Source organism: Candidatus Ichthyocystis hellenicum (assembly GCF_001460935.1).
GTDB lineage: Bacteria > Pseudomonadota > Gammaproteobacteria > Burkholderiales > 2013Ark19i > Ichthyocystis > Ichthyocystis hellenicum.
In genome coordinates this window covers 25,643-52,597 of record NZ_LN906597.1, presented here as the reverse complement: position 1 = coordinate 52,597, position 26,955 = coordinate 25,643, and the positions used below count along the sequence as shown (strand labels likewise).

Annotated in this window: 28 protein-coding genes and 1 tRNA gene; 14 read left to right on the top strand and 15 right to left on the bottom strand. The window is 41.1% G+C overall.

Going from position 1 to position 26,955, the window contains the following annotated elements; genetic code table 11:
- Nucleotides 1-4 precede the first annotated feature (4 nt).
- The 4 genes from Arg41_RS00270 to Arg41_RS00255 are packed head-to-tail and all read left to right on the top strand — an operon-like array spanning nt 5 to nt 3,455.
- Nucleotides 5-841 (top strand): bifunctional 5,10-methylenetetrahydrofolate dehydrogenase/5,10-methenyltetrahydrofolate cyclohydrolase, encoded by an 837-nt coding sequence (locus Arg41_RS00270; protein ID WP_092342542.1) that lies wholly within the window; start codon nt 5-7, stop codon nt 839-841.
- Nucleotides 838-1,341, top strand: coding sequence for a 5-(carboxyamino)imidazole ribonucleotide mutase (gene purE, locus Arg41_RS00265; RefSeq protein ID WP_092342444.1), 504 nt, complete (start codon nt 838-840; stop codon nt 1,339-1,341). Before Arg41_RS00270 ends, purE begins: the two co-directional genes overlap by 4 nt.
- Before the next feature lie 9 nt (nt 1,342-1,350).
- Nucleotides 1,351-2,481 carry a 5-(carboxyamino)imidazole ribonucleotide synthase gene (locus tag Arg41_RS00260; protein WP_092342442.1) on the top strand — a complete coding sequence of 377 codons (1,131 nt, stop codon included), beginning with the start codon at nt 1,351-1,353 and terminating at the stop codon, nt 2,479-2,481.
- Complete coding sequence (locus tag Arg41_RS00255) at nt 2,478-3,455, top strand: L-threonylcarbamoyladenylate synthase (RefSeq protein ID WP_092486384.1); 978 nt, start codon at nt 2,478-2,480, stop codon at nt 3,453-3,455. The genes Arg41_RS00260 and Arg41_RS00255 overlap by 4 nt, the downstream gene beginning before the upstream one ends.
- 20 nt (nt 3,456-3,475) lie before the next feature.
- Here the strand turns inward: Arg41_RS00255 and Arg41_RS00250 are convergent, their stop codons facing one another.
- Nucleotides 3,476-3,901, bottom strand: a complete 426-nt coding sequence (locus Arg41_RS00250; protein WP_157722190.1) for a DUF1841 family protein — start codon at nt 3,899-3,901, stop codon at nt 3,476-3,478.
- A gap of 5 nt (nt 3,902-3,906) precedes the next feature.
- Nucleotides 3,907-4,818 (bottom strand): formyltransferase family protein, encoded by a 912-nt coding sequence (locus Arg41_RS00245; RefSeq protein WP_092342436.1) that lies wholly within the window; start codon nt 4,816-4,818, stop codon nt 3,907-3,909.
- Between the two features lie 276 nt (nt 4,819-5,094).
- Here Arg41_RS00245 and Arg41_RS00240 point away from each other — a divergent pair, with 276 nt between their 5' ends.
- Nucleotides 5,095-5,556, top strand: a complete 462-nt coding sequence (locus Arg41_RS00240) for a peroxiredoxin (RefSeq protein WP_157722189.1) — start codon at nt 5,095-5,097, stop codon at nt 5,554-5,556.
- On the opposite strand, the gene folE2 is transcribed toward Arg41_RS00240, so the two are convergent.
- The 4 genes from folE2 to Arg41_RS00220 all read right to left on the bottom strand — a co-directional run bounded on the left by folE2 (nt 5,553) and on the right by Arg41_RS00220 (nt 7,747).
- Nucleotides 5,553-6,389, bottom strand: a complete 837-nt coding sequence (gene folE2 / locus Arg41_RS00235; protein ID WP_092342434.1) for a GTP cyclohydrolase FolE2 — start codon at nt 6,387-6,389, stop codon at nt 5,553-5,555. The genes Arg41_RS00240 and folE2 overlap by 4 nt on opposite strands.
- Before the next feature lie 25 nt (nt 6,390-6,414).
- A complete protein-coding gene (locus Arg41_RS00230) occupies nt 6,415-7,371 on the bottom strand; it encodes a polyprenyl synthetase family protein (protein WP_157722188.1) in 957 nt (318 codons plus the stop codon).
- Nucleotides 7,368-7,571 (bottom strand): exodeoxyribonuclease VII small subunit, encoded by a 204-nt coding sequence (gene xseB / locus Arg41_RS00225; protein ID WP_157722187.1) that lies wholly within the window; start codon nt 7,569-7,571, stop codon nt 7,368-7,370. The genes Arg41_RS00230 and xseB overlap by 4 nt, the downstream gene beginning before the upstream one ends.
- Before the next feature lie 103 nt (nt 7,572-7,674).
- A tRNA-Thr gene (locus tag Arg41_RS00220) sits at nt 7,675-7,747 on the bottom strand.
- A gap of 140 nt (nt 7,748-7,887) precedes the next feature.
- On the opposite strand from Arg41_RS00220, the gene queE reads away from it, so the two are divergent.
- Together queE and Arg41_RS00210 are read left to right on the top strand one after the other, a co-directional pair.
- Nucleotides 7,888-8,526, top strand: a complete 639-nt coding sequence (queE, locus tag Arg41_RS00215) for a 7-carboxy-7-deazaguanine synthase (RefSeq protein ID WP_092342428.1) — start codon at nt 7,888-7,890, stop codon at nt 8,524-8,526.
- Nucleotides 8,523-9,011: a 6-pyruvoyl trahydropterin synthase family protein gene (locus tag Arg41_RS00210; RefSeq protein WP_092486387.1), complete on the top strand. Its 489-nt coding sequence runs from the start codon at nt 8,523-8,525 to the stop codon at nt 9,009-9,011. The genes queE and Arg41_RS00210 overlap by 4 nt, the downstream gene beginning before the upstream one ends.
- On the opposite strand, the gene Arg41_RS00205 is transcribed toward Arg41_RS00210, so the two are convergent.
- From Arg41_RS00205 to aceE, 5 genes are all read right to left on the bottom strand, one after another.
- Nucleotides 8,990-10,936, bottom strand: a complete 1,947-nt coding sequence (locus Arg41_RS00205) for an OPT family oligopeptide transporter (protein WP_092342424.1) — start codon at nt 10,934-10,936, stop codon at nt 8,990-8,992. The genes Arg41_RS00210 and Arg41_RS00205 overlap by 22 nt on opposite strands.
- 83 nt (nt 10,937-11,019) lie before the next feature.
- Complete coding sequence (locus Arg41_RS00200) at nt 11,020-12,714, bottom strand: glutamine--tRNA ligase/YqeY domain fusion protein (protein WP_092342422.1); 1,695 nt, start codon at nt 12,712-12,714, stop codon at nt 11,020-11,022.
- Nucleotides 12,715-12,844: 130 nt separating this feature from the next.
- Entirely contained in the window at nt 12,845-13,552 is a 708-nt protein-coding gene (locus Arg41_RS00195; protein ID WP_092342420.1) for an outer membrane beta-barrel protein, read from the bottom strand.
- Nucleotides 13,553-13,721: 169 nt separating this feature from the next.
- Complete coding sequence (locus Arg41_RS00190; protein ID WP_092342418.1) at nt 13,722-14,939, bottom strand: 2-oxo acid dehydrogenase subunit E2; 1,218 nt, start codon at nt 14,937-14,939, stop codon at nt 13,722-13,724.
- Between the two features lie 23 nt (nt 14,940-14,962).
- Nucleotides 14,963-17,641 carry a pyruvate dehydrogenase (acetyl-transferring), homodimeric type gene (gene aceE / locus Arg41_RS00185; protein WP_092342416.1) on the bottom strand — a complete coding sequence of 893 codons (2,679 nt, stop codon included), beginning with the start codon at nt 17,639-17,641 and terminating at the stop codon, nt 14,963-14,965.
- A gap of 135 nt (nt 17,642-17,776) precedes the next feature.
- On the opposite strand from aceE, the gene pdxH reads away from it, so the two are divergent.
- Complete coding sequence (gene pdxH, locus Arg41_RS00180; protein WP_092342414.1) at nt 17,777-18,430, top strand: pyridoxamine 5'-phosphate oxidase; 654 nt, start codon at nt 17,777-17,779, stop codon at nt 18,428-18,430.
- On the opposite strand, the gene Arg41_RS00175 is transcribed toward pdxH, so the two are convergent.
- A complete protein-coding gene (locus Arg41_RS00175; protein ID WP_092342412.1) occupies nt 18,419-19,453 on the bottom strand; it encodes a quinone-dependent dihydroorotate dehydrogenase in 1,035 nt (344 codons plus the stop codon). The genes pdxH and Arg41_RS00175 overlap by 12 nt on opposite strands.
- 15 nt (nt 19,454-19,468) lie before the next feature.
- Nucleotides 19,469-20,683 carry a pyridoxal phosphate-dependent aminotransferase gene (locus tag Arg41_RS00170; protein WP_092342410.1) on the bottom strand — a complete coding sequence of 405 codons (1,215 nt, stop codon included), beginning with the start codon at nt 20,681-20,683 and terminating at the stop codon, nt 19,469-19,471.
- A 165-nt stretch (nt 20,684-20,848) separates the two neighbouring features.
- Here Arg41_RS00170 and Arg41_RS00165 point away from each other — a divergent pair, with 165 nt between their 5' ends.
- Both Arg41_RS00165 and uvrB read left to right on the top strand, forming a co-directional pair.
- Complete coding sequence (locus Arg41_RS00165) at nt 20,849-21,100, top strand: hypothetical protein (RefSeq protein WP_092342408.1); 252 nt, start codon at nt 20,849-20,851, stop codon at nt 21,098-21,100.
- A 154-nt stretch (nt 21,101-21,254) separates the two neighbouring features.
- Entirely contained in the window at nt 21,255-23,285 is a 2,031-nt protein-coding gene (uvrB, locus tag Arg41_RS00160; protein WP_242641354.1) for an excinuclease ABC subunit UvrB, read from the top strand.
- On the opposite strand, the gene Arg41_RS08480 is transcribed toward uvrB, so the two are convergent.
- Nucleotides 23,238-23,498, bottom strand: a complete 261-nt coding sequence (locus Arg41_RS08480; RefSeq protein ID WP_420885854.1) for a DUF2069 domain-containing protein — start codon at nt 23,496-23,498, stop codon at nt 23,238-23,240. The two genes, uvrB and Arg41_RS08480, sit on opposite strands and share 48 nt — an antisense overlap.
- 74 nt (nt 23,499-23,572) lie before the next feature.
- Nucleotides 23,573-24,148 (bottom strand): NAD(P)H:quinone oxidoreductase, encoded by a 576-nt coding sequence (wrbA, locus tag Arg41_RS00150; protein WP_092342402.1) that lies wholly within the window; start codon nt 24,146-24,148, stop codon nt 23,573-23,575.
- Between the two features lie 155 nt (nt 24,149-24,303).
- Between wrbA and Arg41_RS00145 the strand changes: the two genes are divergently transcribed.
- The 4 genes from Arg41_RS00145 to trmD all read left to right on the top strand — a co-directional run bounded on the left by Arg41_RS00145 (nt 24,304) and on the right by trmD (nt 26,939).
- On the top strand, nt 24,304-25,314 hold the full coding sequence (locus tag Arg41_RS00145) for a LysR substrate-binding domain-containing protein (protein WP_092342399.1): 1,011 nt from the start codon (nt 24,304-24,306) through the stop codon (nt 25,312-25,314).
- 93 nt (nt 25,315-25,407) lie between these two features.
- The gene (gene rpsP, locus Arg41_RS00140; RefSeq protein WP_092342397.1) at nt 25,408-25,677 is read left to right on the top strand and encodes a 30S ribosomal protein S16; all 270 of its coding nucleotides are present in this window, start codon (nt 25,408-25,410) and stop codon (nt 25,675-25,677) included.
- Complete coding sequence (gene rimM, locus Arg41_RS00135) at nt 25,634-26,176, top strand: ribosome maturation factor RimM (RefSeq protein WP_172792631.1); 543 nt, start codon at nt 25,634-25,636, stop codon at nt 26,174-26,176. Before rpsP ends, rimM begins: the two co-directional genes overlap by 44 nt.
- Complete coding sequence (gene trmD, locus Arg41_RS00130; protein WP_242641352.1) at nt 26,154-26,939, top strand: tRNA (guanosine(37)-N1)-methyltransferase TrmD; 786 nt, start codon at nt 26,154-26,156, stop codon at nt 26,937-26,939. The genes rimM and trmD overlap by 23 nt, the downstream gene beginning before the upstream one ends.
- The last annotated feature ends 16 nt before the right edge of the window (nt 26,940-26,955 follow it).

The window sequence follows — 26,955 nt, the reverse complement described above, 5'->3', positions numbered from 1 at the left end:
GATTATGGATGGCCGGTATGTGTCAGATTTGCTCTGCAAAGAAATATCCGAAGAGGTGTCTTGTCTTTCCTGTAAGCCTGGGTTGGCTGTTGTTTTGGTAGGAGATTGTCCGGCTTCACAGATCTACGTGCGCCGTAAGATAAGTGCTTGCGAGAAGGTGGGTTTTAATTCGAGATTTTTATCCTTTCCGGAAACTCTTTCCCAGAGTAGTTTGCTCGATGTAATAAATGAACTGAATCATGATGATTCAGTTCATGGTATTTTGGTGCAATTGCCGCTTCCTAAGTCTATTCAGGATAGAGTGGTGATTGAGTCTATTTTGCCTAGTAAGGATGTTGATGGTTTCCATCCGTACAATGTTGGTCGAAGCAGTATTGGTTTTCCTGAGTTCTTGCCGTGTACCCCACTGGGGATTTTGTATTTGTTGGATTACTACAATATTCCACTGTCTGGGCGGAGGTGTGTAGTTGTGGGAGCTTCAAATATTGTAGGAAAACCTACTGCTTTGATGCTATTAAGCAGAGGGGCAACTGTTACAGTCTGTAATTCATTGACGCGTGACTTGCCATCTGTAACTCGCGCAGCTGATGTATTGATTTCTGCAACTGGGTGTCCGTTACTGATAAGGGACGATTGTATTGCCGATGGGGCAGTTGTTGTAGATGTAGGTATTCATCGTAGGGAAGATGGTAAAATTGTTGGAGACGTAGATTTTGAAGCCTGCTCACACAAAGCTTCGCATATTACTCCAGTTCCTGGAGGTGTTGGTCCTATGACTATTGCCATGTTGTTGAAAAATACCCTCAAGGCTGTATTAGTTTCCCAAAAGGAGGTTACATGAGCGAGGAATTTTCTGTGGCGGTTCTAATGGGATCACAGTCTGATTGGGATGTGATGCGTTTTTCTGTTTCTACTTTGGATGAATTTGGTGTTTCATGTGAGGCTCGTATTATATCTGCGCACCGTACTCCAAATGAAGTATTTGATTTCGCTGATTCTGCGTACGATAGGGGAGTTAGGGTAATAATTGCTGGTGCTGGAGGTGCTGCGCATCTTCCGGGTATGTTGGCAGCAAAAACGGTATTGCCTGTTTTGGGTGTTCCGATTTCTTCTTCTCCATTGCAAGGAGTTGATTCTTTGTACTCTATTGTTCAGATGCCAAGTGGTGCTCCTGTTGCTACTTTTTCCATTGGCAAATCAGGTGCGATTAATGCTGCTTTGTTTGCTGTTTCTATTCTGAGTTTAGGTAGCAGTAATTTGCGCGTTAGTTTGCTTGATTTTCGCGAGCGTCAACGGCAAAGTGTGATTGATAATTCTAATCCCAGTGGTGATTTAATCTGAGGCTATCCAATGATATTTCCGCCTGATACTGTTGGCGTACTTGGTGGTGGCCAGTTGGGCCTTTTCTTTTTGTGTTCTGCTCGTCGGCAAGGGTATAGAACAGTTGTTTGGGATCCAGATATTAGTTGTCCTGCTCGTGCATGTGCCGATGTTCATATTTGTCTTCCTTATGATAATTCTGATGCTTATCATGATTTTTCTGGTTTATGTAAAGCAGCGACGGTTGAATTCGAAAATGTACCGGTAGATCTTCTATCGTCTTTGGCGACAAAGATACTTATATCTCCATCTGCTGATGCTGTTGAGATTTGTGCTAACAGAGTTTTGGAAAAATCGTTTCTTAAAACCAACGGATTTCCCGTTGTAGATTACTTTAATATTTGCTCAGAATCTGATTGTGAGTTAGCGCCCAAAAATTTGTTTCCGGCAATTTTGAAAACTGCTCAGATGGGCTATGATGGTCGCGGTCAATTACCTATTTCTGATCATAGTAAATTACTTGAATCTTGGAGGTTATTGGGTGTTCCATGTGTTTTGGAAAAAAGATTGTCGTCAGGAATGGCAGAGTTTTCTATAGTAGTTGGTCGTTCGCATAATGGTCAGGTGGTCTTCTTTCCAATAACTAAGAATTTTCACAAAAATGGTATTTTGGTTCATTGTTCTACTGCCTGCTATGACTATAAAGATGTGTTTGATCAGATTTATTCTATTGCGGCACTTATTGTTGAGAAACTTTCATATTGTGGTGTTTTAGCCGTTGAGTTTTTTTACGATCAAGGTGAGTTGTATGTAAATGAAATGGCTCCAAGACCCCATAATACCGGTCATTACACTATGGATGCTACTTCATACTCACAGTTTGATTGTCAGCAGAGAATTCTATGCGGCTTGGACATTTTCCAACCGCGGCAGCTTAGTGATTCGATGATGGTTAATTTGCTGGGGGATGGGTGGTTATTTGATGATCCTATTCAATGGCCATATGTGATGAATCAAAGAGGTAGGTTGTACCTATATGGTAAGACTGAGGTTAGGCCAGGTAGAAAAATGGGGCATGTGACCTGGGTTGGGAAACAGGATGATTTTGTTGAAGAAGCTCTTAAGTTCTATCAATGGTTCTATTACCGAGGCGATAAATGAATTTGCTTACAATCGAGCAGGCTGTTAGGCTTTTGCTGGGTGGCGAATTGGTTGCTATTCCTACAGAGACAGTGTACGGTCTGGCGGCTGATGCTAGTAATGATTTAGCAGTACGAAAGGTTTTTTCTATTAAGGGTAGGTCTTTATCCCATCCTTTGATTGTTCATGTTCGTTCTTTTGAAGATGTTTTTCGATGGGCTATTATTGAGAACGATTATGTTGAATCTCTTTGCAAAGCATATTGGCCTGGGCCATTGACAATCGTTTTGAAAAAGAAAGAATCAGTTTTATCTTCCGTAGTTGCAGGACGGGAAACAGTGGCCGTTCGTGTTCCTCAGCATGCATCTACTGCGCTTTTGCTGGATAAACTCAAAGAAAATGGTTGTTTTGGTGTGGTTGCTCCTTCTGCTAATACTTTTGGTCATGTAAGTTCAACTATGCCTTCTCATGTGTTTGACGATTTTGGATATTCAATTGCAGGTATTTTAGATGGTGGTTTTTGTTGTTATGGCTTGGAATCAACCATAGTTGATTGTTCTGGAAAGGTTCCTCGTCTTTTAAGGAAGGGACGTATACGCTCTGATGCTATGGAAGAGGTTTGTGGTGTACGTGTTGAAAGAGGCATAGTTCACAAATACGAAACTTCTGGTACTTTGCCAGGGCATTATGCTCCTGTAGTTCCGCTATCTCTGGTTGATAAAGGTAATTTTCATGATCTTCTCGATGTGCTTCGTAAGGAGGGAAATGTTGGTGTTTTAGCTAGGACTGTTTTTATGCCAGATGATTTGGACGGTATTTACTGGACTAGAATGCCTGATTTGGCTTTGTCGTACGGATGTAGATTGTATGAAAGGCTGAGGTTTTTAGAAAAATTTGTTAGTAATATCATCGTTGAAGATCCTCCCCATGATCCAGCGTGGGACGATATTAACGACCGTTTGGCTAAAGCATCCTATGGGTCACGTAACCATTGAGTAGGAAATTTATCCTGATACTACAAAAGTGATGAAATACGTTGTAGGTATTGTTGGTGGTCAAATGTTTTTTGGTTATTTACTGCGTTCCATAGTTCGTCTTCCAATATTTCCAGTATGGCATGTCTTGCGGTGTGTTCATCTGTGTTTTTTTTATGTAACTTGCTAAACAAATTACTAATTCCATGTGGCTGGTTAGTGTCAATTTGTTCCGCGATAGTTAAATGTAATGACAAGTGTAAAAAGGGGTTAGCCATTCCAGATTCAGGTACAAATTCGTATTCTAAATACATATGAGGATGACTTAGTATTCTGTGATACTCCGGGTGAAGTGCTATTATGTGTGATGCTTTTTCCTCTAATCCCAAAAGTGGTTTTTGGGCTAACATCTTTGACCAAGTGTTAAAGAAAAAAAGGCGAGACTCATTTCTTGATGGTGTAAACATGTGAATCAACTCTTGAATAAACACTGATTTGGGTGTGCACATACCCATTCTTCTATAGGTAATGTTCCCTCTTCACATGCTAGAGATATTATTTCTATTCCCCTTCCATCTCCAGCAAATATAATAAGTCGGTTGTCAGTGTAAATGTAATTTCCTGGTTTCCCATGCTGATTTGTTAATCTGCTCTGCTGTACCCAAAACAATTTATTTTCTAGGTCAAAAAATGCGCCTTCATGCGGAGGGGAAAAAGCACGAATGAGGTTGTGTATGCGTAAAGCATCCCAATGCCAGTGAAATTGTCTATCTTTAGTACCAAGCGGACGGAAGTGACTGCCATAATCTTTAGTTATAGGGTGGCTAACTACCGAATTTTTAAGTATGTGAGGCATGGTTTGAAATAATATTATCTCTCCTGATACAGTAAGTTTTTTCTCAATGTCAGAGCTAGTATCGTGACTCAATATAGGTATAGGAATTTGATTAATAATACTGAACTCGTTAATTTTGCCAGTGGTGAGGCTTAACGTAACTCCAGTTTGTTTTTCTCCGTTTATTATGCTCCACTGAATAGGGTGGTGTCCCTTGTAGTATGGAAGTAATGAAAAATGTAAATGATATGAAGAAATTCGTACCATACTAAAAAGTTCGGTTGGTAAAACCTCTGGGAAGTTTATGATAAACAAGTAGTCAGGAGATATAGTTGCAATTTTTTCTATTAAAGACTCATTTTTGTGCGGCGCGTAATTACAAACTGAAATATTGTATAAAGATGATTCATCAACAATATTATTGAACCACCCGGCATAAGATGGCTCTTCTTTGGTAACAACAAATTTTATTTTTATGTTGTATTCAATCAGTGTTTTTATACATCTTGATCCAATGTCCCCATATGCCATTACTACAGCAGAGCTCATAAACAATTCCTTCCCAGAGTTATGTTTGTTATGCAGGACAATAAAAATCTTGTATTCATTGTCTCATTAAGTCGTATCATACAGTTAGTGGATAGTTATTTTTTATTGTTTTTTGGGATCCTTGTTTTGTGGTTGGCAGATGCGTAGGATACTTGTTAGTATATTTTTGTTCGCGTTGGTATTTGTGTTGTTGCTGGCTTGTATGTGTGTTTATCTGTTATCGAGTTGGTGATAATTTTTCTGTTTTTATTATCATAGTTGCTGTTGAGGTTGTACATGAAAGTTGGTCAAAAAGTTCCTAATTTTTCTGCTATGTCACATACTGGTGATCTTTGTCATTTATCCGAGTTTATTGATAAACCTTTGGTTTTATATTTTTATCCACGTGATAATACACCGGGGTGTACTCAAGAGGCCTGTGATTTTAGAGATTGTTGGGGTAAGAAGTGGCAGCAGCGTTGTTATCTTTTGGGTGTATCAAGAGATAGTGTTTCTTCCCACAATAAATTTATTGATAAGTACAGTTTACCATTTACTCTCATATCAGATTCGGATGAGGTTTTGTGTGACTTGTTTTCTGTTATGAAGGAGAAAAATATGTATGGAAAAAAGGTAAGGGGCATAGAGAGGTCAACATTTATAATTGATACTAAATACATTCTTGTCCGTGAATGGAGAAAAGTAAAAGTAGAAGGTCACGCTGAGGAGGTTCTTTCTGCTGTCAGAGACCTTACTTAGTGATTATGGGGTGTAAAGCTTTCTTCTAGTGGTTTGAATGGTATCCCGTGCCTTAGGTAAGCGTAGGCGGAGTGGTTGTGTATGGACTCAAAGTTTTCTGATTCAACTTCAAAAAATAAAATGCGCGGATCTCTTGTCAATATTCGGGCTATGTCTCTTACTATATCCTCTACAAACTTGGGGTTATCATAAGCATACTCTGTCACAAATTTTTCATCAGGCCTTTTCAATACGCTAAATAGGTCGCAAGAGGCACTCTTTTCTATAAGCTCGATTAAATCAGTAATCCAAATATGCAAGTTAGTCTGAATGGTGAGCCTGACCGAAGATCTCTGATTGTGTGCTCCATACTCAGATATTTCCCTGGAGCAAGGACACAATGTGCTAACAGGAACGCGCAGCGTGAGTTGTACGCGGGAACCTTGCTTGTTGACGAATCCGGTTAATCCGACATCGTAGTCCATGTGACCGGCAATAGCAGTTATGGGGGCTTTCTTTACTAGAAAAAATGGAAAATCAACAGTAATAACTCCCTCAACTGATTCAAGGCGCTTGATCATAGATTTTACTAAAGGGATGAAAGACTCTACGCTCAAAGGTTCTTCAATTTCCTCGAGCAATTGAATAAAACGCGACATGTGAGTGCCACGTTTCCTGTTATCCAGTCTGACATAGGTCCCAAAGTTACCAATCGTTGGAACAATGATTCCCTTTCTATCTTCGAAGCTTATAGGTCGACGAACAGACCTAACCCCAACACGCTGAATGTCTAAACGACGACTGTCGATCTTATCCATGACATCAGGCATTTTTTCAAATATTTGAGAGCTCATCACTGCTTCTATTCCCAAGAGAAACTTATGTTTCGTGTAAGGATTTGGTTTTTCTACAGGTACCAGAACGAAAACCAATCGGTATTTGCTGCACAACCCAAGCCAATATTTGGCAAAATCTGGAGCTGTCTCCAGGCAAAAGCTCAGCGTCAACTCTAGATTTTTCCAACAGATCCAGGGCGATTCTAGCACATACCTGTGGGCCATGGTAAGAGAGTAGGGTGTTCTTATCTTGTTCTAAATCCTGGTGTGGAATTTTTCCGGTCTCATTAACAAATAAATTATCTCTAAGATCATTAATTATTTGAAATGAAACTCCAAGATTTTTAGCAAACCTTGATAGTGGTTCCAATAGTTCTTCTGACATATGCGGATTTGACCAAGCTCCCATAAAAATAGAAGCAACAATTAATTTGCCAGTTTTAAGGAAATACATATCCAATACAGAGCTTTCATTTCTATAATTTTTATCATTTACTAGATCAATGGCTTGACCAAGACAAATACCAGAATAACCAGAGGCTTGGCTTAGGTATGATAATAGTCTAAGCAGTATTCCAGGATATGATAGCGAATCTATGGTAGATAGCTGCTCAAAAGCTAAGCTTTTTAGACTGTCAGCTGCTAGTATAGCTATATTTTCACCATAGATCTTATGAACAGAAGGATGTCCCCTTCTAGTGGGGCTATTGTCCATGCAGGGCAAGTCATCATATATGAGAGACATAATGTGAATGAGTTCCACTGATCCAGCAATTGCCAGTGCCAGTGGCTGTTCTTCATTTGGTAGCTCTCCTACCGCATTTCTTGCAGCAAACACCAACTGAGGTCTGAGCGCTCTTCCAGGATTGCTGGTAGCATAAAGGATAGCCTTAGCCAACTGGTTATCATCATCAGATATTTTTTTTCTAACTTCACTAATCAGGTGGTTATAAACTTGTGAGCATACATACTGAGCCCAATCATGGTAGCTGCCGCTCACGATTCTAGCTCGTTGTTGTCCATGATCCGCAAGGACTGCATTTGTTCGTCTAGGACCTTGATAGCTTTCTCTGTTTCATTTAAGACGTTTTGACACTGGCGAACTATATCACACCCCTTAGTGAAAGCAGCCATTGACTGTTCAAGCGATAATTTTCCCTCTTCTAGTTCAACTACTAAATTCTCGAGATCATTTAGCATCTGGTCTAGAGGTGGTTGCTGAGATTTTTCTTTGGGCAAGGAAGTATCCTCCTCTGTGTCGCAATCATAGCAATTGCTTCGTGTAAATTATTACGAGCATAAATGCTGCTGAGAGGAGTCGAACCTCCGACCTACTGATTACGAATCAGTTGCTCTACCAACTGAGCTACAGCAGCTAAGTTGACTATTATCCATTATTTCTGGTTGAACTTCACCACCTTTTAGAGGTGATATATTACAAAATTTTGCTGTAACGCCAGTTCGTTATTATGGTAACCTTGATTTTCCGCAGCCACTATTGCTCGTATGTAGATACATGGGATACCAAGTAAAGGAGATATTCTATACTCTTCAAGGGGAAGGCTTTCATGCAGGTAGGCCAGCCGTGTTTTGCAGATTTGTTGGGTGTAACTTGTGGTCTGGGAAGGAAAAGAATAGAAAAGAAGCGATTTGTCAATTTTGTGATACCGACTTTGTTTTACCTTATGGAGATGGCGGTGGAAGGTTCTCTTCTGGTCGTGAGTTGGCTCTTCACATTTCTTCATTTTGGCCGGACTCAGATGCTAAGCGGAACTTTTTTGTAGTTTTGACTGGAGGTGAGCCTCTTTTGCAAGTTGATCAGGAATTGATTGATTCTTTGCATGAGGAGCAGGCTGTTGTAGCAGTTGAGACAAATGGCACTATTGTTCCAGAGTGTGTTTTTGACTGGATTTGTGTTAGTCCGAAGTCTTGTGCTCCTCTTAATCTTTTGCGTGGAAATGAGTTGAAGGTTGTTGTTCCTCAATGTGGTCAAGATTTTTTCTACTATGAGACCTTGGGTTTCGATTACTTTTTTGTTCAGCCTATGTATGGCCCAGATCTGGAGGAAAATACTAGATTGGCAGTTTCTCATTGTAAGCTTAATCCTAAGTGGCGTGTCAGTTTACAGTTGCATAAAGTTTTGGGGATTGCATGAAGGAAAAGGACTGTTTGTCTCCCGTTTTTGAGATAACGAGACGTATAGAGTTTGATGCTGGGCATCGTATTCCCCATCACCATGGACTATGCTCAAATATACATGGTCATAGGTATGGATTGGAGATTACTATCGCTGGGTCTTTAGTGTCTGGTGAGTCTTTTTCTGATAATGGAATGGTTGTCGATTTTCAGGCCATACAAAAGCTAGCTTGTGAGTCCCTTATTGATGAGTGGGACCACGCATTTATCGTTTATAAAGACGATTTTATTTTAGAAATGCTTAAAAAAATCCCTAATCACCGAACTTTCGTCCTAGATCAGCCGCCGACGGTGGAGAATATGGCGGCCTTTGCTTTTCGCCGTCTGCGCAATGTTTATCAGAGCAGGTATGGGAACACGCTTCACCTCAACAGGATACGTCTATACGAGACTCCAAATTGCTGGGCAGATGTTACCAGCGGCTATGATTCTTCTGCTACTTGATCATCTCCATACAGGTGGGCCCTGGATGAGTAATACCACAAGATGTATCCAACAGCTACCAGAGCCAATGCACCTGGCCAGCCACCAAAAGGAGCCCTGGCAACGGCCAAGATGTTGCGATCACCAAATATAACTATAGGAATGGCTGTCAGTATTCCTACCAGTGCTTCACCGGTAACGAATCCTGCCGATACAAGTAACCCCAATTTGATTCCACTCGATACATCTATATTTCTCTTTTTCATCCTTCTGTAGAGAAATTCATTGATTAATCCACCGATGAGGGTTGGGGCACAGACTTCGAGTGGCAGATATAATCCTACTGACACGGCGAGAATGCTTGCACTCCAGCGGGAATTTTTCTTCTTCAGAATTATTCCAATTATCCCAACTACTATTGCAATAAATCCGCCAATGACTATTATCATCCACGGCAATCCTTTTCCAAAAATACCTGTTGTTACAGACATCATAAGTACCGCTTGTGGTGCTGGGAGAGCATCTGTGTGTTCCAATGATGGCGATCCAATTCCATAGGCATGAAGTAGTAGGTTAAGAACAGGAGCAATTACAAACACAGACGATAATGCACCAACAGAAATCATGATTTGCTGTTTCCACGGTGTAGCACCAAGAACGTAGCCTGCCTTTAGATCCTGTAGATTATCTCCAGCAATACTTGCAGCACAGCAAACAACAGCAGCAATCATTATGGCAGCTATCGGGCCTTCTTTACTGCTTGGTCCTAGAAGTGATAGCAGCAAAAAAGATGACATGAGCAAAGTAGAGAGAGTTACTCCAGAAACGGGACTATTGCTTGATCCAATGACTCCTGACATGTATCCAGCGACACAGCAAAATAAAAAGCCAGTTACTACCATGATTACAGTCATTACTGCCGCAACAAAGAACGAGTGAACAATGTTGACGTAAATTACGAATATAGGAATCAAGGACAACACAACTGCTATGATGACCCACTTCATAGAAAGATCACGGGCTGATTCAGGAATAGCTACTTGAGCATCTTTGTTATCTTTACGAATTTTCCTAGAGCTGGCGATTCCCCTATAAATTGGAGGTACTAGGGAAATTACAGTCCATATTCCCCCAACCACCATTCCTCCTACTCCCAAGAAGCGCATTTTTTGTGACCATATTGTAGTAGCTATAGAAATTGGGGAAGCGTCAGCGCTCAGGCCTAGGATGCCAAGGTGGCCGTTGATGTAATGGCTATAATAAAATGGTATTGCAAGAAGCCAAGTGAATGCTCCGCCAAGAAAAATGTTTAAACAAATGTTTAGTTCAATGATAAAACCAACCCCCATCAAGGCTGGAGAAACATCTAAGCCAAAGAAAAAAAGATAATTACCAAAAAGGTGTGATATTTGAGCGGCTCCTGACCAAAGACGTAATCCACTCTCACAAAATTTTGAAACGGCTCCAACTACTGAGGTGATAAGTAACACCTTGACAGATCTTCCGCTTTTATCTCCAGACTTTAGAACTTCAGCTGTTGCTAGTCCTTCTGGAAATGGCAACTTCTCTTCTACAACTAAAATCCTACGCAGAGGAGTTGAAAATGCTACTCCCAGTATCCCACCCATTCCACATATGGCAACGACCCACCAGTAGTGAAAGTCTTTCCAGTGTCCCATTAGAACTAGAGCTGGAATAGTGAATATAGCCCCTCCTGCAATTGCTTCACCAGCAGATGCAGCAGTCTGTACTATGTTATTTTCCAAGGTGCTACTATTTTTAAACAGTCGTAGTACCGCCATAGAAATTACAGATGCTGGAATTGATGCTGCCACTGTTTGTCCAGCAAACAAACCTAGGTATGCATTGGCGCTTGCCATGATAATTGCCAATACAACACCAAGGATCACAGATCTGAAAGTTAACTGAGGGACCTTCTCCGACATTATAAACCTCACGACATTTCAATGTACAAACAATAATCATCTTATAGTACTTCGGTACTTTGTGCTCTATCAACAAATACGAACTAAAATTTGCTACTTTTTGATGACTTAAGCGATGCTATCCTATTGAAGCACAATTTCTCGCGAGTGATGTGATCATGTCTGTCCGCAACAAAGTAACCAAGGCGCTCGAATTGAAACTTTTCTTCCGGGTTACTATCAACTAGTGCTGGTTCGACAAAGCACTGATGAAAACTGGCAGAATCTTTGTTAATTAGTAAATTTTCCAAATCATCAACCAGTCTTTCTTCGGAAAATATATGATCATAAATACGTACCTCAGCTGCAAGGGAATTACTTACGTTGAGCCAGTGAATGTTTCCTTTGACTTTTATTGCACCCGTATTAGGTTCACTGTTACCAGATTTTGTATCCTCCAAATAACGGCACAGTAGGGTACTTGGCTGACCATCTTCATTACATACTACTTCGTCACATATGATAATATAAGAATACCTAAGTCGCACCATTTTTCCCACGCTAAGCCGGAAAAATTTTGGTGGCGGATCAATCATAAAATCGGAGTTATCGATATAAAGTTCACGTCCGAAAAAAATTTTACGTTGTCCTAGTGATTTATCCAAAGGGTGATTATCTGCATAGCATATCTCATCCTCGGTATTTTTCGGATAGTTTGTTATAACTACCTTGATCGGGTTAATAACCGCCATCCTTCTTTGTGCTGTTATGTTTAAGTGTTCCCGTAAGCACTCCTCTAGGTATGTGTATTCTACCCAACTATCGACTTTAGTTACTCCGATTTTCCGGCAAAAGTTATTTATGGACTCAGGTGTGAATCCTCGTCTCCTTAGTCCTGATAGTGTTGGCATTCTGGGGTCGTCCCAGCCATCTACTATTTTTTGTTCAACTAAACTTTGTAATTTTCTTTTTGACGTTACTGTGTGAGTTACATTGAGTCGTGAAAATTCTATTTGTCGTGGTAGCTTACGGAAGTATCCTGCATTTTTAAGCTTTGTAAGAATCCAATCATACAGGGGGCGATGATCTTGAAACTCCAGAGTGCACAGAGAGTGGGTGATTCCTTCGATAGCATCAGATATGCAGTGAGCATAATCATATAGTGGGTAAATGCACCAACTATCACCAACCTGGTGATGTGATTTATGCTTGATTCGGTATATTACTGGATCTCTCATGTTCATATTTGTTGATGACATGTCAATTTTTAGACGAAGTACACGTGATCCATCTGGAAATTTTCCTGCTCTCATTTCTCGGAATTGAGATAAGTTAATATCAGCAGATTGGTAGCGAGACGGGCTTTCTTTACCCGGTTGAGTTAAAGTTCCTCTTTGACTTCTAATGTTTTCGTGGGATTGTGCGTCTACGTAGGCTAATTCTTTTTCTATGAAGTACTCAGCGTACTCATACATTTTTTCGAAATAACTAGAGGCGTAGAATGTGTAGTCAGTGCAATCATATCCTAGCCATTTGATAGTTTCCTTTATGGATTCAATGAATTCCTCGCTTTCTTTGCTAGGGTTAGTGTCATCGAATCGCAGGTTGCAAATCCCCCCATATAATTTTGCTAGTGAAAAGTTAAGATGTATGGACTTTGCGTGACCTATGTGTAGGTAACCGTTTGGTTCCGGTGGGAAGCGAGTTAATACTTTACTTAATCCATCTTTTATGTCGCTATCAATAATTTTTTGTATGAAATTAGTAAGCTCAGGCTGATTGTTATCAAGAAGAGACATTAGTATTGGTGCGAAGTTGTACAAGGCGGATCATAACATATAATCTATATATATAAAGTTTAGTTATTTATAATGAACAAAAATGGACCCATTTGGGCCCATTTTCAACGTAGTGCTCACACTCGCGCTCTTAATAGAAAGAGACGTCAGCACCAACAACAATATTTTTAAGATCTTTAACAGCTATCATGGTATTGTCCGCAGGTTGATACCAGTAATCACCTTCAGCACGGATGCGGAATTGATCATTAATATTAAACGCAGCTCCGATTCCAGCGCCAGGAACAAACTTGTTGTATTCACTCTTGGTGTAAACAGAAGAGTCAATACCCTTACCTTTCATCCCATTAGTCTCAAATGAAGGCTTGGTAGTGGTGTACATTCCAGACAAGCGACCGAAAACCGATAAACCACCCTCGAGCTGGTAAGCGCCAACCAAGCTAGCCGTAAAGGCAGTAGTAGCAAAGCTGTAAGTAGTCTTAGACTTGACAGGCGTATTGGTGGTGTCGTCGGTAACGTCAAGGGTTTGGACAAACTTACCAAAATCAGCATACCCAAGCTCAACACCGAAGTTAGGAATAAACATGTAGCCAGCGTGAATTTCATAGCCATTATCTTCATTCTGGAAACTAGCCGTAGCAGTTGCGCCGGTAGGAAGATTTGCCATTGCAAACTTGTTCTGTTCTTGCTCGTCTACGTTGTACATAGCCCTAACATAGCTACCACCAACGTAAAAAGAATTGGTGTCTCCACCGGCACTGCTTTGCGTCATTGCCTGCGCTTGAGCTGCAGCGAAAGCACCTAAGCAAATCAGAAGCGCTTTACGAGAAAATTTCATACCGTTACCTCCGAGTTAATAATGAGGAGTATACCCACTAAAAATCAATAATCAAATGCTGCGTGTTACAACCTACGTAGTTGCGCCAGGCATCGTTGCAATGATGCTACGAATGTTCTTTTTTATCAAGTTTTTGTTAGGATTTGTTGTTTATGTACAAAAAGATGCTTCATACATTTAGTATTCTAAGGTCCTCTAGAACTTCCTTAATGAATAGGTTGAACTTAGCTGCCAGTACTCCGTCAACAACTCTATGATCCCATGATAGCGAAAGGGGCAAAATAAGTCTCGGTTGGAATTCATGGCCATTCCAAACTGCTTTTATGCTTGATCTGCACACACCTAGCATTGCAACTTCAGGTGCACGAATTATGGGGGTGAAGTAGGTCCCTCCAATTCCACCCAATGAAGAAATGGAAAAAGTTCCCCCCTCCATGTCAGATGTTGCCATTCTCCCGTCTCGTGCTTTTTCTGAGAGGCGCACAATCTCTTTGCTTATTTCTATTATACCGTATCGATCTGCGTTTTTTATTACAGGCACTATCAGCCCGTGGGGGGTATCTACCACGAATCCTATGTTGTAATCCTTCTTAATTATTAGATCATTTCCATCCAAAGATGAATTCATCTTTGGAAACTTTTTCAATCCTGCAGCGCATATTTTTACCAGAAAAGACATCAAAGTAAGTTTAATGTTTTCGTTTTTGTTTTTTTGATTTAGATGTTTACGAAATTCTTCTAGTTCTGTGATATCTGCATCTTCGCAGGTTGTCACATGCGGGATTGTAGTCCAATTTTTTGATAAAAAATCAGCAGACAGCTGTTGTATTCTTGATCTTTCTATGCGTATGTCTCCAGGACATTCTTGTGATGATGATGTTGTTTTTTCGTCGCTTGACGCCAAGCCAATGTGACTTTTTACATCTTCTTTGACTATGCGCCCATGTTTTCCTGTTCCATTAACCTTAATCAGATCGACATTGTGTTCCCTGGCAAACTTTCTTACCGCAGGGGAAGCGTACGGTAAGTGGGGTAGGTTAACAGAGCTGGTGTGTGTAGGTGTCATTATAGTAGTTGGAGGTGTGTTATTGGTGGTAGCGCTTGAGTGATTTTTGTTTGGTGTGTCACTAGATTTTTTGTCGTCCGTAGAGCTTCTTACACTGCCAATGCAACTACCAGCAGAGACTTTATCTCCCACCGATATACTGATGTTTTCTATGATACCGCTTACGGGTGAAGGAACTTCTATTGTAGCTTTATCAGATTCCAATACCATAATGGACTGATTTTCAACTATGTAGTCTCCAGCTGTTACTAGTAACTCTATCACTGGAAGATCTTTTTGATCCCCAACTGGAGGAATTATAATGTCCTTTGTTTGTGACATGGTTTAACCCTTTCTGTGATCTTCTAGCGGAGCCAAGGAGCAATATCATCAATGAAAAGACCATATTTTTCACAAGCATCAGATATTGTACTAGCATCAATTTTATTCTCCAGGTGCAACAACGATAACGAGTATATAGTAATCCAATAGCGACTTACTTCAAAAAAATTACGAAGTTGTGCACGAGTGCCTGATCTCCCATATCCGTCCGTTCCAAGAGTTATGTACTTGTTAGGTACGAACGCTCTTATTTGCTCAGCATAAGAACGCATATAGTCTGTTGCAGTTAGAACTGGAGCAGAATATTGAGATAACTTTTCTGTGACAAATGGTACTCTGTTTGGCTTATCTGGGTGCAGGAAATTCCATCTTAGGCACTCCTGACCATCACGAGCTAATTCTGTTAGAGATGGAGCACTCCAAAGAACTGCATCTATACCCCAATCATTTTTCATAATCTCTTTAGCTGCTATAATCTCAGTAAATATTGATCCGCAGCCAATTAATTGAACGCAAAGATCCGTACTTATCTTCTCCGGAGGTGAAAATAAGTACATTCCCTTTATTATGTCTTGTGCGCTGCCTTCTGGCATTTCTGGATGAGAGTAGTTTTCGTTCATAAGCGTTATGTAGTAGTGAACGTTATTTTGCTCTTCGTACATTTCTTTGATTCCATGTTGAATTATTGTGCATAATTCGTATGAGAACGTAGGGTCGTAGCTTTTGCAATTTGGAAGAGTAGTTGCTATAACGTGGCTATGGCCGTCTTCGTGTTGTAATCCTTCTCCATTGAGCGTTGTTCTCCCGGATGTGGCTCCTAGGAGAAATCCTCTCACCAGTATGTCGCCAGCCATCCACAAGAGATCTCCTGTGCGTTGCATGCCGAACATGGAGTAGAATATGTACATCGGTATCATTGGTATTCCGTGTTGGGCATAGCTATTTCCAGCTGCTATCCATGTTGCAATAGCCCCAGCCTCGTTGATTCCTTCCTCTATGAGTTGTCCTTTTTTATCTTCTCGGTACCACATAAGTTGTTCCGCATCTGGAGGGGTATAATTTTGTTCTTTGTGAGACCATATGCCGATTTGTCGGTACAGTCCTTCCATGCCAAATGTTCTTGCTTCGTCTGGTACGATCGGTACCAAAAATTTTGCTATTTCCTTTTGTCTTAGCAAGATTCCTAACATACGCACAAACACCATGGTAGTAGATAAAACTCTTTCCCCCGAGCTTTGGCATAAAGATTTGAACACAGATAAGTCAGGTGCTTTGATGGAAGGTACTTCGGTAATTCGTTGTGGAAGAAATCCGTGAAGATCTTTCCTCTTTTGTACTAAGTATCTGTGAGGTTCTGATTTTGGATCTAATTTATAGAAAGCATGTTCTTCAACCTCAGCGTCAGATAATGGAACGTTCCATTTGTCACGCAACATTTTAAGATGTTCTACTGAGATTTTCTTCTGATTGTGTGCTGTATTTTGTGCCTCTCCAGCTACGCCGAGGTCATATCCTTTGATTGTTTTGGCTAGTATTACCGAGGGCTTTCCGCGTGTGTTAAGAGCACGACGGTATGCATTGTATATTTTAGAATGGTCGTGACCTCCTAGTCCTAGTTTAGATATCTTGTCCAGAGGCCAATTTTCCACGAACTCTTTAAGTTTGGGGTGGCGACCGAAAAAATTTTCCTTAAAGTATGCAGCATCCTTGGAGTTAAAGGTTTGATAATCACCATCCACGCATTCCATCATGATCTGGGTTAATTCTGTTTCTATAGACGGTTTATCAAAGAGTTCATCCCATTCTGATCCCCAGATGACCTTAATTACGTTCCATCCGGCACCGTGAAATATTGATTCAAGTTCTTGAATAATTTTACTATTGCCACGTACAGGTCCATCTAATCGTTGCAGGTTACAGTTAATAACGAATGTGATGTTGTCAAGTTGGTTCCGCGCTGCCATGGCTAGTGCGGCTGTGGATTCAGGTTCATCCATTTCTCCGTCACCCAAAAACGCCCAAATGTGGCTATTGTCTTCCAAGAGTAAGTCTCTAGATGATAAATAGCGGTTAAATCGTGCGTGGTGAATTGCGCATAGGGGTCCTAATCCCATGGAAACGGTAGGGTATTGCCAAAAATTAGGCATTAAGTAGGGGTGAGGATAAGATGGTATACCGCCCGCCGTATCTTGCCGGAACAGTTTAATTTGAGATTCTGATATTCTTCCTTCCAGGAAGGCGCGAGCGTAAATTCCGGGGCTAGAGTGACCCTGAATATACACAGCATCACCACGTGAACCGTTGTGAGGTGCCCTCCAGAAATGGTGAAATCCTACTTCGTAAAGTAAGCACGAGGATGCAAATGTTGATATATGCCCACCTATAGTGCTATCCATGTGATTGGCTCGAGCAACTATCATCGCGGCATTCCATCTTATTGCTTGAGTTATGGTGACTTCAAGTTCTAAGTCACCAGGATAGGGTACAGATTCGTCTGTTGTGATGGTATTTTTGTACGGTGTTTGTGTGTTAATTAGATGAATATTACGTTGTTGCGCGTATTCCGTTAGCTTTGTCAGGATGTTTTGAGCCCGTTCTGGTCCCATATGTACTACGACCGCACGCAAAGCATCTATCCACTCTCTCAATTCATCAGGGTCAGAGTCATTTTGAAGTAACGCATTGCAAAGCGAATCAATCATAGATTCTCTCCAGTTATTGGGGCTAGATACATTAGGATGTTATTTTAGTATGTTTTTTTGAAGGTAATCCATGTAATCTTGGCATAAAAGGTTTTGTTCGATGAGATCGCAACATTTTTCTGGGGTTTTGTGGTAATGGCAGACGATTTTAAGGCTCATTATAAGGAGTATCATGGTGATATTTTGCCAGATTGCTCTGATGCTCCGGGTGATCCTGTGGATTTTTTTCATCGGTGGTTTGATTTGGCTCAGAAAGAGGACCCGCTGAATGCTTGTGCTATGACTTTAGCAACAGTTAGTGATGAAGGCTATCCGCAGGCTCGTATTGTGCTGCTTAAGGGGTGTTCTGAGGGAAATTTCGTATTTTTTTCAAATTACAATAGTAGTAAGGGCCAGCAGCTTGAACAATGTCCCCGTGCTGCATTGGTTTTTTATTGGCCGGTACTTTGTAGGCAGGTTCGGGTTGAAGGCGAGGTTTCAAAGATCTCCGCTTATCTCTCTGATTTATACTTTTCTTCAAGGTCAATTGATAGCAAAATTAGTGCTATTGTTTCTCCACAAAGCAAGACTATTCCCAGTCGGCAGTGGTTGACTGATTGTTGGCAGTTACTGAAAGAAAAAGCTGACGCAGGTGAACCTTTGAGTAGACCAAAATTTTGGGGTGGGTACCAGTTGTTTGCACAAAGGATCGAGTTTTGGCAGGGGCAGCCTTTCAGGCTGAACGACCGTATTTTGTATACCAGAGACGGAGTGGGTAACTCTTGGGTTGTGGAGAGGTTAGCTCCCTGATTGCGGTAACGTATCTGATATGCAACGGTTAATCAAGTTTGGACCCTCAAAAATCAACCCAGAGTAGAGTTGTATTAGGTGGGCGCCGTTATCAAACTTTTCTTGTGCGTCCTTTGCAGAGCATATTCCGCCAACCCCAATTATGGTTATATCGCTGCCGCTTAGTCTGCTAGAAAACTCTTTCAGTACTTTCGTGGATTGACTCATCAAAGGTGATCCACTTAATCCTCCTTTTTCTTTTTGTAGATGCTCATCGTTGATAGGTCGTTCCGTAGTTGTGTTGGTGAGGATAATTCCTTCTACTTCTTCCTCAGATAGTACTTCACATACTTTAGAAATATTTAATTGGGATAAATCCGGAGAGAATTTTACAAAAATTGGAGTGTGTTGCCCGGTTTTTTCTCTCATTTCTTGTTGCTTAATTTTTATTTTGGATATCAATTTTTTGAGTAATTGGTGTTGTTGTAGTTCACGAAGACCTGCCGTATTTGGGGATGAAATATTTATGGCTATATAATCACATAGAGAGTACACTTTCTCAATGCAGGTCAGGTAATCTTCATGGGAGTTTTCTTGCGTAGTTAACACGTTTTTGCCTATGTTAACACCTAAAACACCGCCAGACTTTCTGTAATTACTATTCTTAAGTCGGCGTGACAGGACATCGATTCCATCATTGTTAAATCCCATGCGATTGATTATGGCTCGCTCAGAAAAAGACCTGAAAAGCCGAGGTCTGGTGTTTCCAGGTTCTGGTTTAGGTGTTACGGTTCCTACTTCTATAAAACCAAATCCCAACGAGGACAAGGAATCTATGTGCTTACCGTTTTTGTCAAAGCCAGCAGCCAAACCGATGCGATTTCTGAAAACAATGCGGTTCCTTTTTAGAGGATAGATCTCAGGAGGTGTTGCCGAATCCTTGCAGAATGTTGATAAGACCTTTAAGGACAGATCATGAGCTGTCTCAGGATCAATAAATTTAATTAAAGGTCTTGAGAGACGGTAGGCTTTATGCCAACACATAAGTGTCTTTCCTATTTAATCTTTAGCAACGGCCAGCGCAATTCGATCAGCAGCTTCGTTAAGAACTTCGGTGGATGCCGCAAAAGACAATCTTATGTGACCTCCGAATCCAGAGAAAGTGCCTGGCATCAATGCGACTCCAGCCTCTTCGAGAAGGTAATCGCAGAAAGCTACGTCGTTCGGGGAAGAGATTTTTTCTCTTTTATAAAGATTATTAACGGCATCGGTTACATCTATGAACAGATAAAAACCACCTTGAGCCGGAGAGCAGCGAAAACCTTCAATATTTGCAAACCTTGACAAAACTAGTTGATGCCTTTTAGCAAATGCATCACGCATTCTATGAACACAGTCTTGTGGTCCGTTCAGGGCAGTTTCGGCTGCCAATTGGCTAACAGAACACACGCTCCCAGATTGTTGAGACTGTATGTTGGCCATGGCATCGATAATTTTTCTAGGTCCGGCAGCAAATCCAATGCGCCACCCAGTCATAGCATATGCTTTTGATACGCCGTTTATGAGTATAAATCTGTTGGCTAAATCCGGTGCTACTTGGAGGGGGGAAAAATGCTTTTGGTCTCCAATAGTTATGTGTTCGTAAATCTCGTCAGAAATTACTACTATGTTTGGATGCTTTAGTACAACTTGCATGAGATCGAAAAGTTCCCTCTCACTGTACATGGCTCCAGTAGGGTTAGAGGGAGAATTTATAAGCATTAATTTTGAACGAGGAGAAATTGATTGCTCAAGTTGAGATGGTGTAATCTTGAAACCTTGGTCCTGTCCTGCAACTACTGGTACAGGGACTGCGCCGGACATTACTACCATGTCAGCATAGGATACCCAATAGGGTGCCGGAATTATTACTTCATCTCCTTCCGCTACAATAGTACCTATGCCATTGAAAATGGCTTGTTTTGCTCCCGATGAAATTATGATTTGGTCAGTGGAAAAGGACAGGTTATTGTCACGCTTTAATTTTTCAGCAACAGATGATCTTAGTGATGGCATTCCTTTAACAGGAGCATATCTGGTTGCAGACTTTTTTGTTTTCAAGGCTAAGCAAGCTGCCTCTCTGATATGATCAGGGGTATCAAAGTCCGGCTCACCTACGTTGAGTGCAATTATTTCCTTACCTTCTTCCCGTAACTTGTTTGCACGTAAAGTCATCGCAAATGTAGAAGAACCTTTCGTTCGTCTAGCAACAGGGGAAAGATTGATGTCGTCCATAAGGTTCCTAACATCTATTTTAGCCAAAGTCCAAAGGGTTATACTATATCAGTTTGAGTGTTTGGGGTAATGTATTATTTCTTAAGCTAGTACTAGTTGAGATGATGGTGTGTGTGTTTTATTCATAGGGTATGCGAAGTTTTTTAGTACGCAGAAGGAGAGATTATGAAGAGGTCCATGTTGATTTTGTTGTTGTCGCTTTCTTGTGGTGTTTTTGCTGCGACAAATATGGCGGATACGTTGCATGATGAATCTAATGTAAGTGGTTCTACACCTCCCAGAATGGTTGATCACGGTGGTGGTTATGTTTCCAGTAAATCTGACTATAATGATATTGAAAAAGATAGTGTTTCTGGTAGTGTTGATGGTATTGCGGAGGGTAAAATTGATAGCGCAGTTGATGATGATTTAAATTAAAATAGGACGAGTTTCTAGCGTGTAAGAAGAAAATATTGGTGTTGTTTTTGATAAAGACAGATGTATAACGGTACTTTAGCAAGTGTAGGTTTTATTTTCTTTACTTAGGTGTACCACTTCTGCTGAGAGTAGGGGTAGTATATGGGGTTTTTCTGTGTCTAACTTCAAGTTGGCGGCACCATTTCCACCTGCTGGGGACCAACCGTTTGCTATTGAAGGGTTGACGGATGGCCTGCGTCAAGGGTTTAGATATCAGACTTTAATTGGTGTAACTGGTTCTGGTAAGACCTATACTATTGCTCATGTGATAGCTGAGTCGCAGCGCCCAACGCTTGTTTTGACTCCAAACAAGACTTTGGCGTCTCAGTTTTACTCAGAAATGGCTTCGTTTTTTCCTGATAATGCCGTCGAGTATTTTGTTTCCTATTACGATTACTACCAGCCTGAGGCTTATGTTCCGTCGAGTGATTTATATATAGAAAAAGATTCATCCATCAATCGTCACATTGATCAAATGAGGCTGTCGGCTACTAAGAGTTTACTGGAACGGCGTGATGTTATTATCGTTGCCACAGTTTCTGCTATATATGGCATTGGTGATCCTAAAGAATATCATCGGATGATTATGACGTTACGTGTCAATCAAAATATTTCATCCAAGTATGTTATCGAAAAATTAGTTTCTATGCAGTACGTCCGCAGTGATTATGATTTTTTCCGAGGGCACTTTCGTGTTCGTGGAGATGTTATAGAGGTTTTTCCAGCCGAACATGAAGAGCATGCTTTGAGAATAGAGTTTTTTGATCAACAAGTGGAGCGTTTGACCATATTCGATGGTCTTACTGGAGAGGTTAAAAAGAGGGTGACATTTTTTTCTGTGTATCCGGCAAATCACTACGTTACTCCTCGGGATACAGTTTTAAGTGCTATACGTTCAATTAATAGTGAGCTTGGTGAGCGAATACAGTATTTTCAGGATGCTCAACGTCTGGTAGAGGCTGATCGTATTGAAAAGCGTACCCGTTTTGATTTAGAAATGCTCAATGAAGTTGGTTTTTGTAAGGGGATAGAGAATTACTCTCGTCATCTTTCAGGACGAAAGCCTGGAGAGCCTCCTCCAACCTTAATTGATTACTTGCCCGAAGATGCTCTTATAGTTATTGATGAGTCGCACATTACTGTTCCACAGCTGAGGGGGATGTATCTCGGGGATCGTGCACGTAAAGATAATCTAATTGAGTTCGGTTTTAGACTACCTTCTGCACGAGATAATCGTCCGCTCAAATTTTCTGAATTCGAAGAATTTGAGCAGTCTATTATTTTTGTGTCTGCGACGCCAGCTGAATACGAATTAACTAAGCATCAACGATTCGTAGAGCAGCTTGTTCGTCCTACGGGGTTACTTGATCCCATCGTTGAGGTTCGTCCTGCTTTGACCCAGGTTGATGATCTGTATAATGAGATACAAGACAGAGTTACGAAAAAGGAGCGAGTTTTTGTTACTACTCTTACCAAGAGAATGGCTGAACACTTCAGTCAGTATTTAAGTGAGCGTGATATCAGTGTTCAATACTTACACTCCGATATTAATACTGTTGAGAGGGCAGAGATTATTCGCAATTTGCGTTTAGGCAAATTTGATGTATTGGTAGGGATTAATCTGTTGCGAGAGGGACTGGATGTTCCAGAAGTTTCATTAGTAGCAATTTTAGATGCCGATAAAGAGGGTTTTTTGCGTTCAACTAGATCGTTGATCCAAACTATTGGCAGGGCGGCTCGTAATATCAATGGTCGAGCTATTTTATATGCTGATCGTTTAACGGACTCTATCAACAAAACCCTTGAAGAAACCTCACGTCGCAGATTTATGCAAGAGAGATTCAATGTTGAGAATGGAATTATTCCTGTCGGAATTAAAAAGGATATTGTTAGCTTTATTAATAGATTTTCTAACGAAGATACAAAGGAAACTCCTGTTTTTCTAGCAGCTGATGCTGCGCAAGTAATAAAAAAGTATGAGAAGGAAATGACGGCTTGTGCTAAGAGATTAGAGTTTGAAAAAGCTGCCGAATGGAGAGATAAGATAAACAAGGTTCGTGATTCATTATTAGGAGTATCGACAGATATTGACCAAAAATTACTCCGGGAGCCTGATGACGGCTATACAAAACACGAAAATGGATAAAGATAGGAAAATTTCTGCTATTGCGCACATCTTGCTAATGGGTGATACGTCGGAAAATAACCGACTTAACCCTTCGAATACGTATAGCCATACTAGTAGTGTTGTTGCTTGGAAGGAGCGAACTGACCGTTTTCTTAAAAAAAACAGAGCCAAAATTACCGGCACGCTCTTCAGAGAGAGCCAAAAATGGTGCGGGCGTATAGGTGCTATCACAGATTCCCACAGTATACAATGAACAGCCAATAAGGTTGCACTGACCAAGCAAAAAGAGTAGCTGCTAGGTTTTGTTAATCCAAAAAGAGTTTTTTGGTTATCTTCGCCAATCTTTTTCCTTGCGACAAGCACAGATTTCTTTCCTCCGTGGTTATTGGGTTTCTGCTAGTGGCTCCAGCATAGTGACTTACTCCGTATGGTGTTCCACCAGAGGATGTACTTGAAAGTTCATCCTCTGTCGATGGAATACCGAGAATAATCATGCCATGGTGAAGTAGCGGTAACATCATTGACAATAAGGTGCTCTCTTGCCCTCCGTGAAGGGAGGATGTTGATGTGAAGACTATCACAGGCTTTCCTACTAGCGTTCCTTTGATCCATAAAGGCGATGTTTGATCTATACAGCTTTTCATGGGAGCGGACATATTTCCAAATCTTGTTGGACTGCCTAGAGCAAGTCCCAAGCATTCGGCAAAATCTTCCATGGAGACCAAGGGGTACTTGTCATTTAAGTTTTTACCATCATTCTCAGGTACTGTCCTAATTCTTGCCGTCATTGGGGTTACGGAATTTATCCCCTGTGCAATTAGTTCTGCCAGAGACCTTGTATTGCCGTAATTGGAATGAAACAGAACGAGTATGTCATTCATTTTTGATGCCTAATCTGCGCAATACAATAGAATGCGAGTATTGTAGATGATATTGTTTACCATTGAAAGTCATCGAAAAGATTCGGGTTATTTATATAAGAAAGTTGCTTTGGTTGTAATGTGAAATAAATTGCTGGTTCTTTTGCTATAGAATTATGCGGAAGATTGATTTGCAGCACAAAATAAAAAGAATGGTGATGCCTATGACCCTGACAGAACTGCGGTATGTTGTTGCTTTAGCACGTGAAAGGCACTTCGGTAATGCAGCTCAAACTTGTTTTGTCAGCCAACCTACTCTATCTATTGCTATCAAGAAAATGGAGGAAGAGCTTGGCGTTAAGCTATTCGAGAGAGGATCAAATGAGGTTACATTGACTGCTATAGGTGAGTGTGTGATCGAGCAAGCTAGCAGGGTCTTAGAAGAAGTGGAGACTATCAAGCATCTGGTAAAAGAGGGGCGCGATCCGCTTAAGGGGCCACTTAGATTGGGTATTGTTCATACTGCTATTCCATATTTGTTATTAAATTTGACCCTATTGTTGAGGCAGTTATTGCCGACGATGCCTTTGGTAATAGTAGAGAATAGTTCTTCTCGTCTTGTTGATATGCTTCGCCAAGGCGAGATTGATGCGGTAATTTGTTCTCAACCAGCTAATAGCAGGGGGTTTGTCGAACTCAGACCACTTTATGATGAGCCTTTAATGTTTGTTATGCCCAAAGATCATCGCTTTTCTGGTAGAGAATCTGTAGATGTCGAAGAGCTGGAATCGGAGAAAGTGTTGTTAACTGGCAACTCTTGTTGCCTAAGGGATCATATTTTGCAGCTTTGTCCAGCTATTCATCGTATTTTTTGGCCGGGAATGATGATGAATCGTCTGATTGATGGAAATTCCTTGAGAAGTTTGTATTGCATGATAGTTTCCGGGGTTGGTGTCAGTGTTTTCCCTGCTTTGGCAGTGCGTTGTCAGAATGTTGGAGACGATCATATGATATCAGTGTGTCAGCTGCGAAAGGGAGATGATGTTGTTGCACGTAGGTTGATTTTAATGTGGCGTAAGAGGTTTAGGCGCAAGGAAGCCATAGATGCCATGATAAAAACCATTAAAAAGGTCATAGATTGCAACAGTGATGTTCATTGGATAGATGAAGGTGATGTCAATCAGTAGAGAAATAATTAATTTGTACCAATTAATTTTTCTTGCTGATACTCTGGCGTAGGATTAGAATGGCAGATTGACTACGTACCTGGGATGTTTTGTATGGTTGTGATTCGTTTAGCCAGAGGGGGCTCTAAAAATCGTCCCTTCTACAGGGTTGTTGTGGCTGATTCTCGTTTCAAGCGAGATGGGCGCTTTGTTGAAAAGATAGGTTTTTATGATCCTTTGGGTGATGGTTCTGGCAGATCTCTAAGGATAAACATGGAGCGTCTCTGTTACTGGAAGGGCAATGGTGCTCAGCCTTCGTCTACTGTTGCTAGGCTTTGTCGTGAGTATCAGAGATCGAGTTGTGGAAAAGAGAAATCAGCTTGATTCGTCTTGGATTCCAGTTGGCAGGGTGGCTCGTCCATTTTCCATAGGTGGGTGGTTTTGGCTCTATGATTACGGTGAGGTAATTAGTCACCTTCGTCCTGGTTTATCTTGTAGGCTTGAGAAAGGTCTTGATTTTTTTCAAGCTTCTTTTCTGAGTTGTTTCTCCTGTTCCTCTCGTTTGCGTGTTTTACTGGAGGGAGTTTCTGATCGCACGTCCGCTGAGTATTGGGTTGGTGCTGATTTTATGATTCGTAGGTGTGATTTTTCACCTATATCTTCTGGAGAGTACTACTGGGTCGATTTATTAAATATGTCTGTTGAAAATCGTCAGGGCTGTGTTCTGGGTACGGTTGGACGTATTGTTCGTGGTGTTGTAGATGATTTTTTAGAAGTTAATTCCTCTTCGGGGCAATTTTTGATTCCGACTCGGCATCCGTTTTTTTCTAGCGTAGATTTTTCTCGTTCAGTAATAGTCGTTGATTGGCACCCTGATGGGTAGTGATGATTTTGTTCCTCACTATCGTATCGTGACAGTTTTTCCAGAGATGTTTTCTGCGCTCTCTGAGTATGGTGTTACCGGCCGCGCTTGCAAATCCGGAATTTGCCAAGTTTCTTTGTATAATCTGCGTGATTATGGTAAAGAACCCAGAAGGCGTGTTGATGATCGTCCTTTCGGGGGTGGGGCTGGCATGGTACTGATGCCAGAGCCGTTGTCGTTGGCGCTGCGAGCAGCTTGCTCTGATGCAGGTTCTTGTGATGTTCCTGTTGTGTATATGTCTCCTCAGGGAAAAGTGTTAGATCAAGATTTGTGTTTGCATCTCAGTGGTATGTCTTCTATTGTGTTTGTTTGTGGACGCTATGAGGGTGTTGATCAGAGAATTATTGATAATTATGTGACTGACGAAGTTTCTATAGGAGACTATATTCTCACTGGTGGAGATTTAGCAGCTATGGTAGTCTTGGACGCAGTTATACGTTTATTGCCTGGATCTGTTGGTGATCCTGATTCCGTTAGGCATGAATCGTTCTCTGGGGGGTTACTAGACTGGCCTCAGTACACAAGGCCGGTGGCTTTTGATGGGGTTTCTGTCCCTGAGGTGCTTTTGTCTGGAAACCATTCAAGTATTGCTCGTTGGAGGCTAAAGCAGTCTTTAGGTAGGACGTGGCTGAAGCGTCCAGACTTGATTCGTTGCCGAGGTCTGTCTGAGTATGAAGAAAAACTTCTAGGTGAGTTTTTGTTTGAGAGTTCCCGTCAGGTCTAAGTTCCCGTTGTTTGTA

What these genes read in the sequence shown, in the direction of transcription:
- Arg41_RS00270 (WP_092342542.1), top strand. Translation starts at nt 5, where the DNA reads ATGGATGGCCGGTATGTGTCAGATTTGCTCTGCAAAGAAATATCCGAA.
- purE (WP_092342444.1), top strand. Translation starts at nt 838, where the DNA reads ATGAGCGAGGAATTTTCTGTGGCGGTTCTAATGGGATCACAGTCTGAT.
- Arg41_RS00260 (WP_092342442.1), top strand. Translation starts at nt 1,351, where the DNA reads ATGATATTTCCGCCTGATACTGTTGGCGTACTTGGTGGTGGCCAGTTG.
- Arg41_RS00255 (WP_092486384.1), top strand. Translation starts at nt 2,478, where the DNA reads ATGAATTTGCTTACAATCGAGCAGGCTGTTAGGCTTTTGCTGGGTGGC.
- Arg41_RS00250 (WP_157722190.1), bottom strand. Translation starts at nt 3,901, where the DNA reads ATGTTTACACCATCAAGAAATGAGTCTCGCCTTTTTTTCTTTAACACT.
- Arg41_RS00245 (WP_092342436.1), bottom strand. Translation starts at nt 4,818, where the DNA reads ATGAGCTCTGCTGTAGTAATGGCATATGGGGACATTGGATCAAGATGT.
- Arg41_RS00240 (WP_157722189.1), top strand. Translation starts at nt 5,095, where the DNA reads ATGAAAGTTGGTCAAAAAGTTCCTAATTTTTCTGCTATGTCACATACT.
- folE2 (WP_092342434.1), bottom strand. Translation starts at nt 6,389, where the DNA reads ATGAGCTCTCAAATATTTGAAAAAATGCCTGATGTCATGGATAAGATC.
- xseB (WP_157722187.1), bottom strand. Translation starts at nt 7,571, where the DNA reads ATGCTAAATGATCTCGAGAATTTAGTAGTTGAACTAGAAGAGGGAAAA.
- queE (WP_092342428.1), top strand. Translation starts at nt 7,888, where the DNA reads ATGGGATACCAAGTAAAGGAGATATTCTATACTCTTCAAGGGGAAGGC.
- Arg41_RS00210 (WP_092486387.1), top strand. Translation starts at nt 8,523, where the DNA reads ATGAAGGAAAAGGACTGTTTGTCTCCCGTTTTTGAGATAACGAGACGT.
- Arg41_RS00205 (WP_092342424.1), bottom strand. Translation starts at nt 10,936, where the DNA reads ATGTCGGAGAAGGTCCCTCAGTTAACTTTCAGATCTGTGATCCTTGGT.
- Arg41_RS00200 (WP_092342422.1), bottom strand. Translation starts at nt 12,714, where the DNA reads ATGTCTCTTCTTGATAACAATCAGCCTGAGCTTACTAATTTCATACAA.
- Arg41_RS00195 (WP_092342420.1), bottom strand. Translation starts at nt 13,552, where the DNA reads ATGAAATTTTCTCGTAAAGCGCTTCTGATTTGCTTAGGTGCTTTCGCT.
- Arg41_RS00190 (WP_092342418.1), bottom strand. Translation starts at nt 14,939, where the DNA reads ATGTCACAAACAAAGGACATTATAATTCCTCCAGTTGGGGATCAAAAA.
- aceE (WP_092342416.1), bottom strand. Translation starts at nt 17,641, where the DNA reads ATGATTGATTCGCTTTGCAATGCGTTACTTCAAAATGACTCTGACCCT.
- pdxH (WP_092342414.1), top strand. Translation starts at nt 17,777, where the DNA reads ATGGCAGACGATTTTAAGGCTCATTATAAGGAGTATCATGGTGATATT.
- Arg41_RS00175 (WP_092342412.1), bottom strand. Translation starts at nt 19,453, where the DNA reads ATGTGTTGGCATAAAGCCTACCGTCTCTCAAGACCTTTAATTAAATTT.
- Arg41_RS00170 (WP_092342410.1), bottom strand. Translation starts at nt 20,683, where the DNA reads ATGGACGACATCAATCTTTCCCCTGTTGCTAGACGAACGAAAGGTTCT.
- Arg41_RS00165 (WP_092342408.1), top strand. Translation starts at nt 20,849, where the DNA reads ATGAAGAGGTCCATGTTGATTTTGTTGTTGTCGCTTTCTTGTGGTGTT.
- wrbA (WP_092342402.1), bottom strand. Translation starts at nt 24,148, where the DNA reads ATGAATGACATACTCGTTCTGTTTCATTCCAATTACGGCAATACAAGG.
- Arg41_RS00145 (WP_092342399.1), top strand. Translation starts at nt 24,304, where the DNA reads ATGCGGAAGATTGATTTGCAGCACAAAATAAAAAGAATGGTGATGCCT.
- rpsP (WP_092342397.1), top strand. Translation starts at nt 25,408, where the DNA reads ATGGTTGTGATTCGTTTAGCCAGAGGGGGCTCTAAAAATCGTCCCTTC.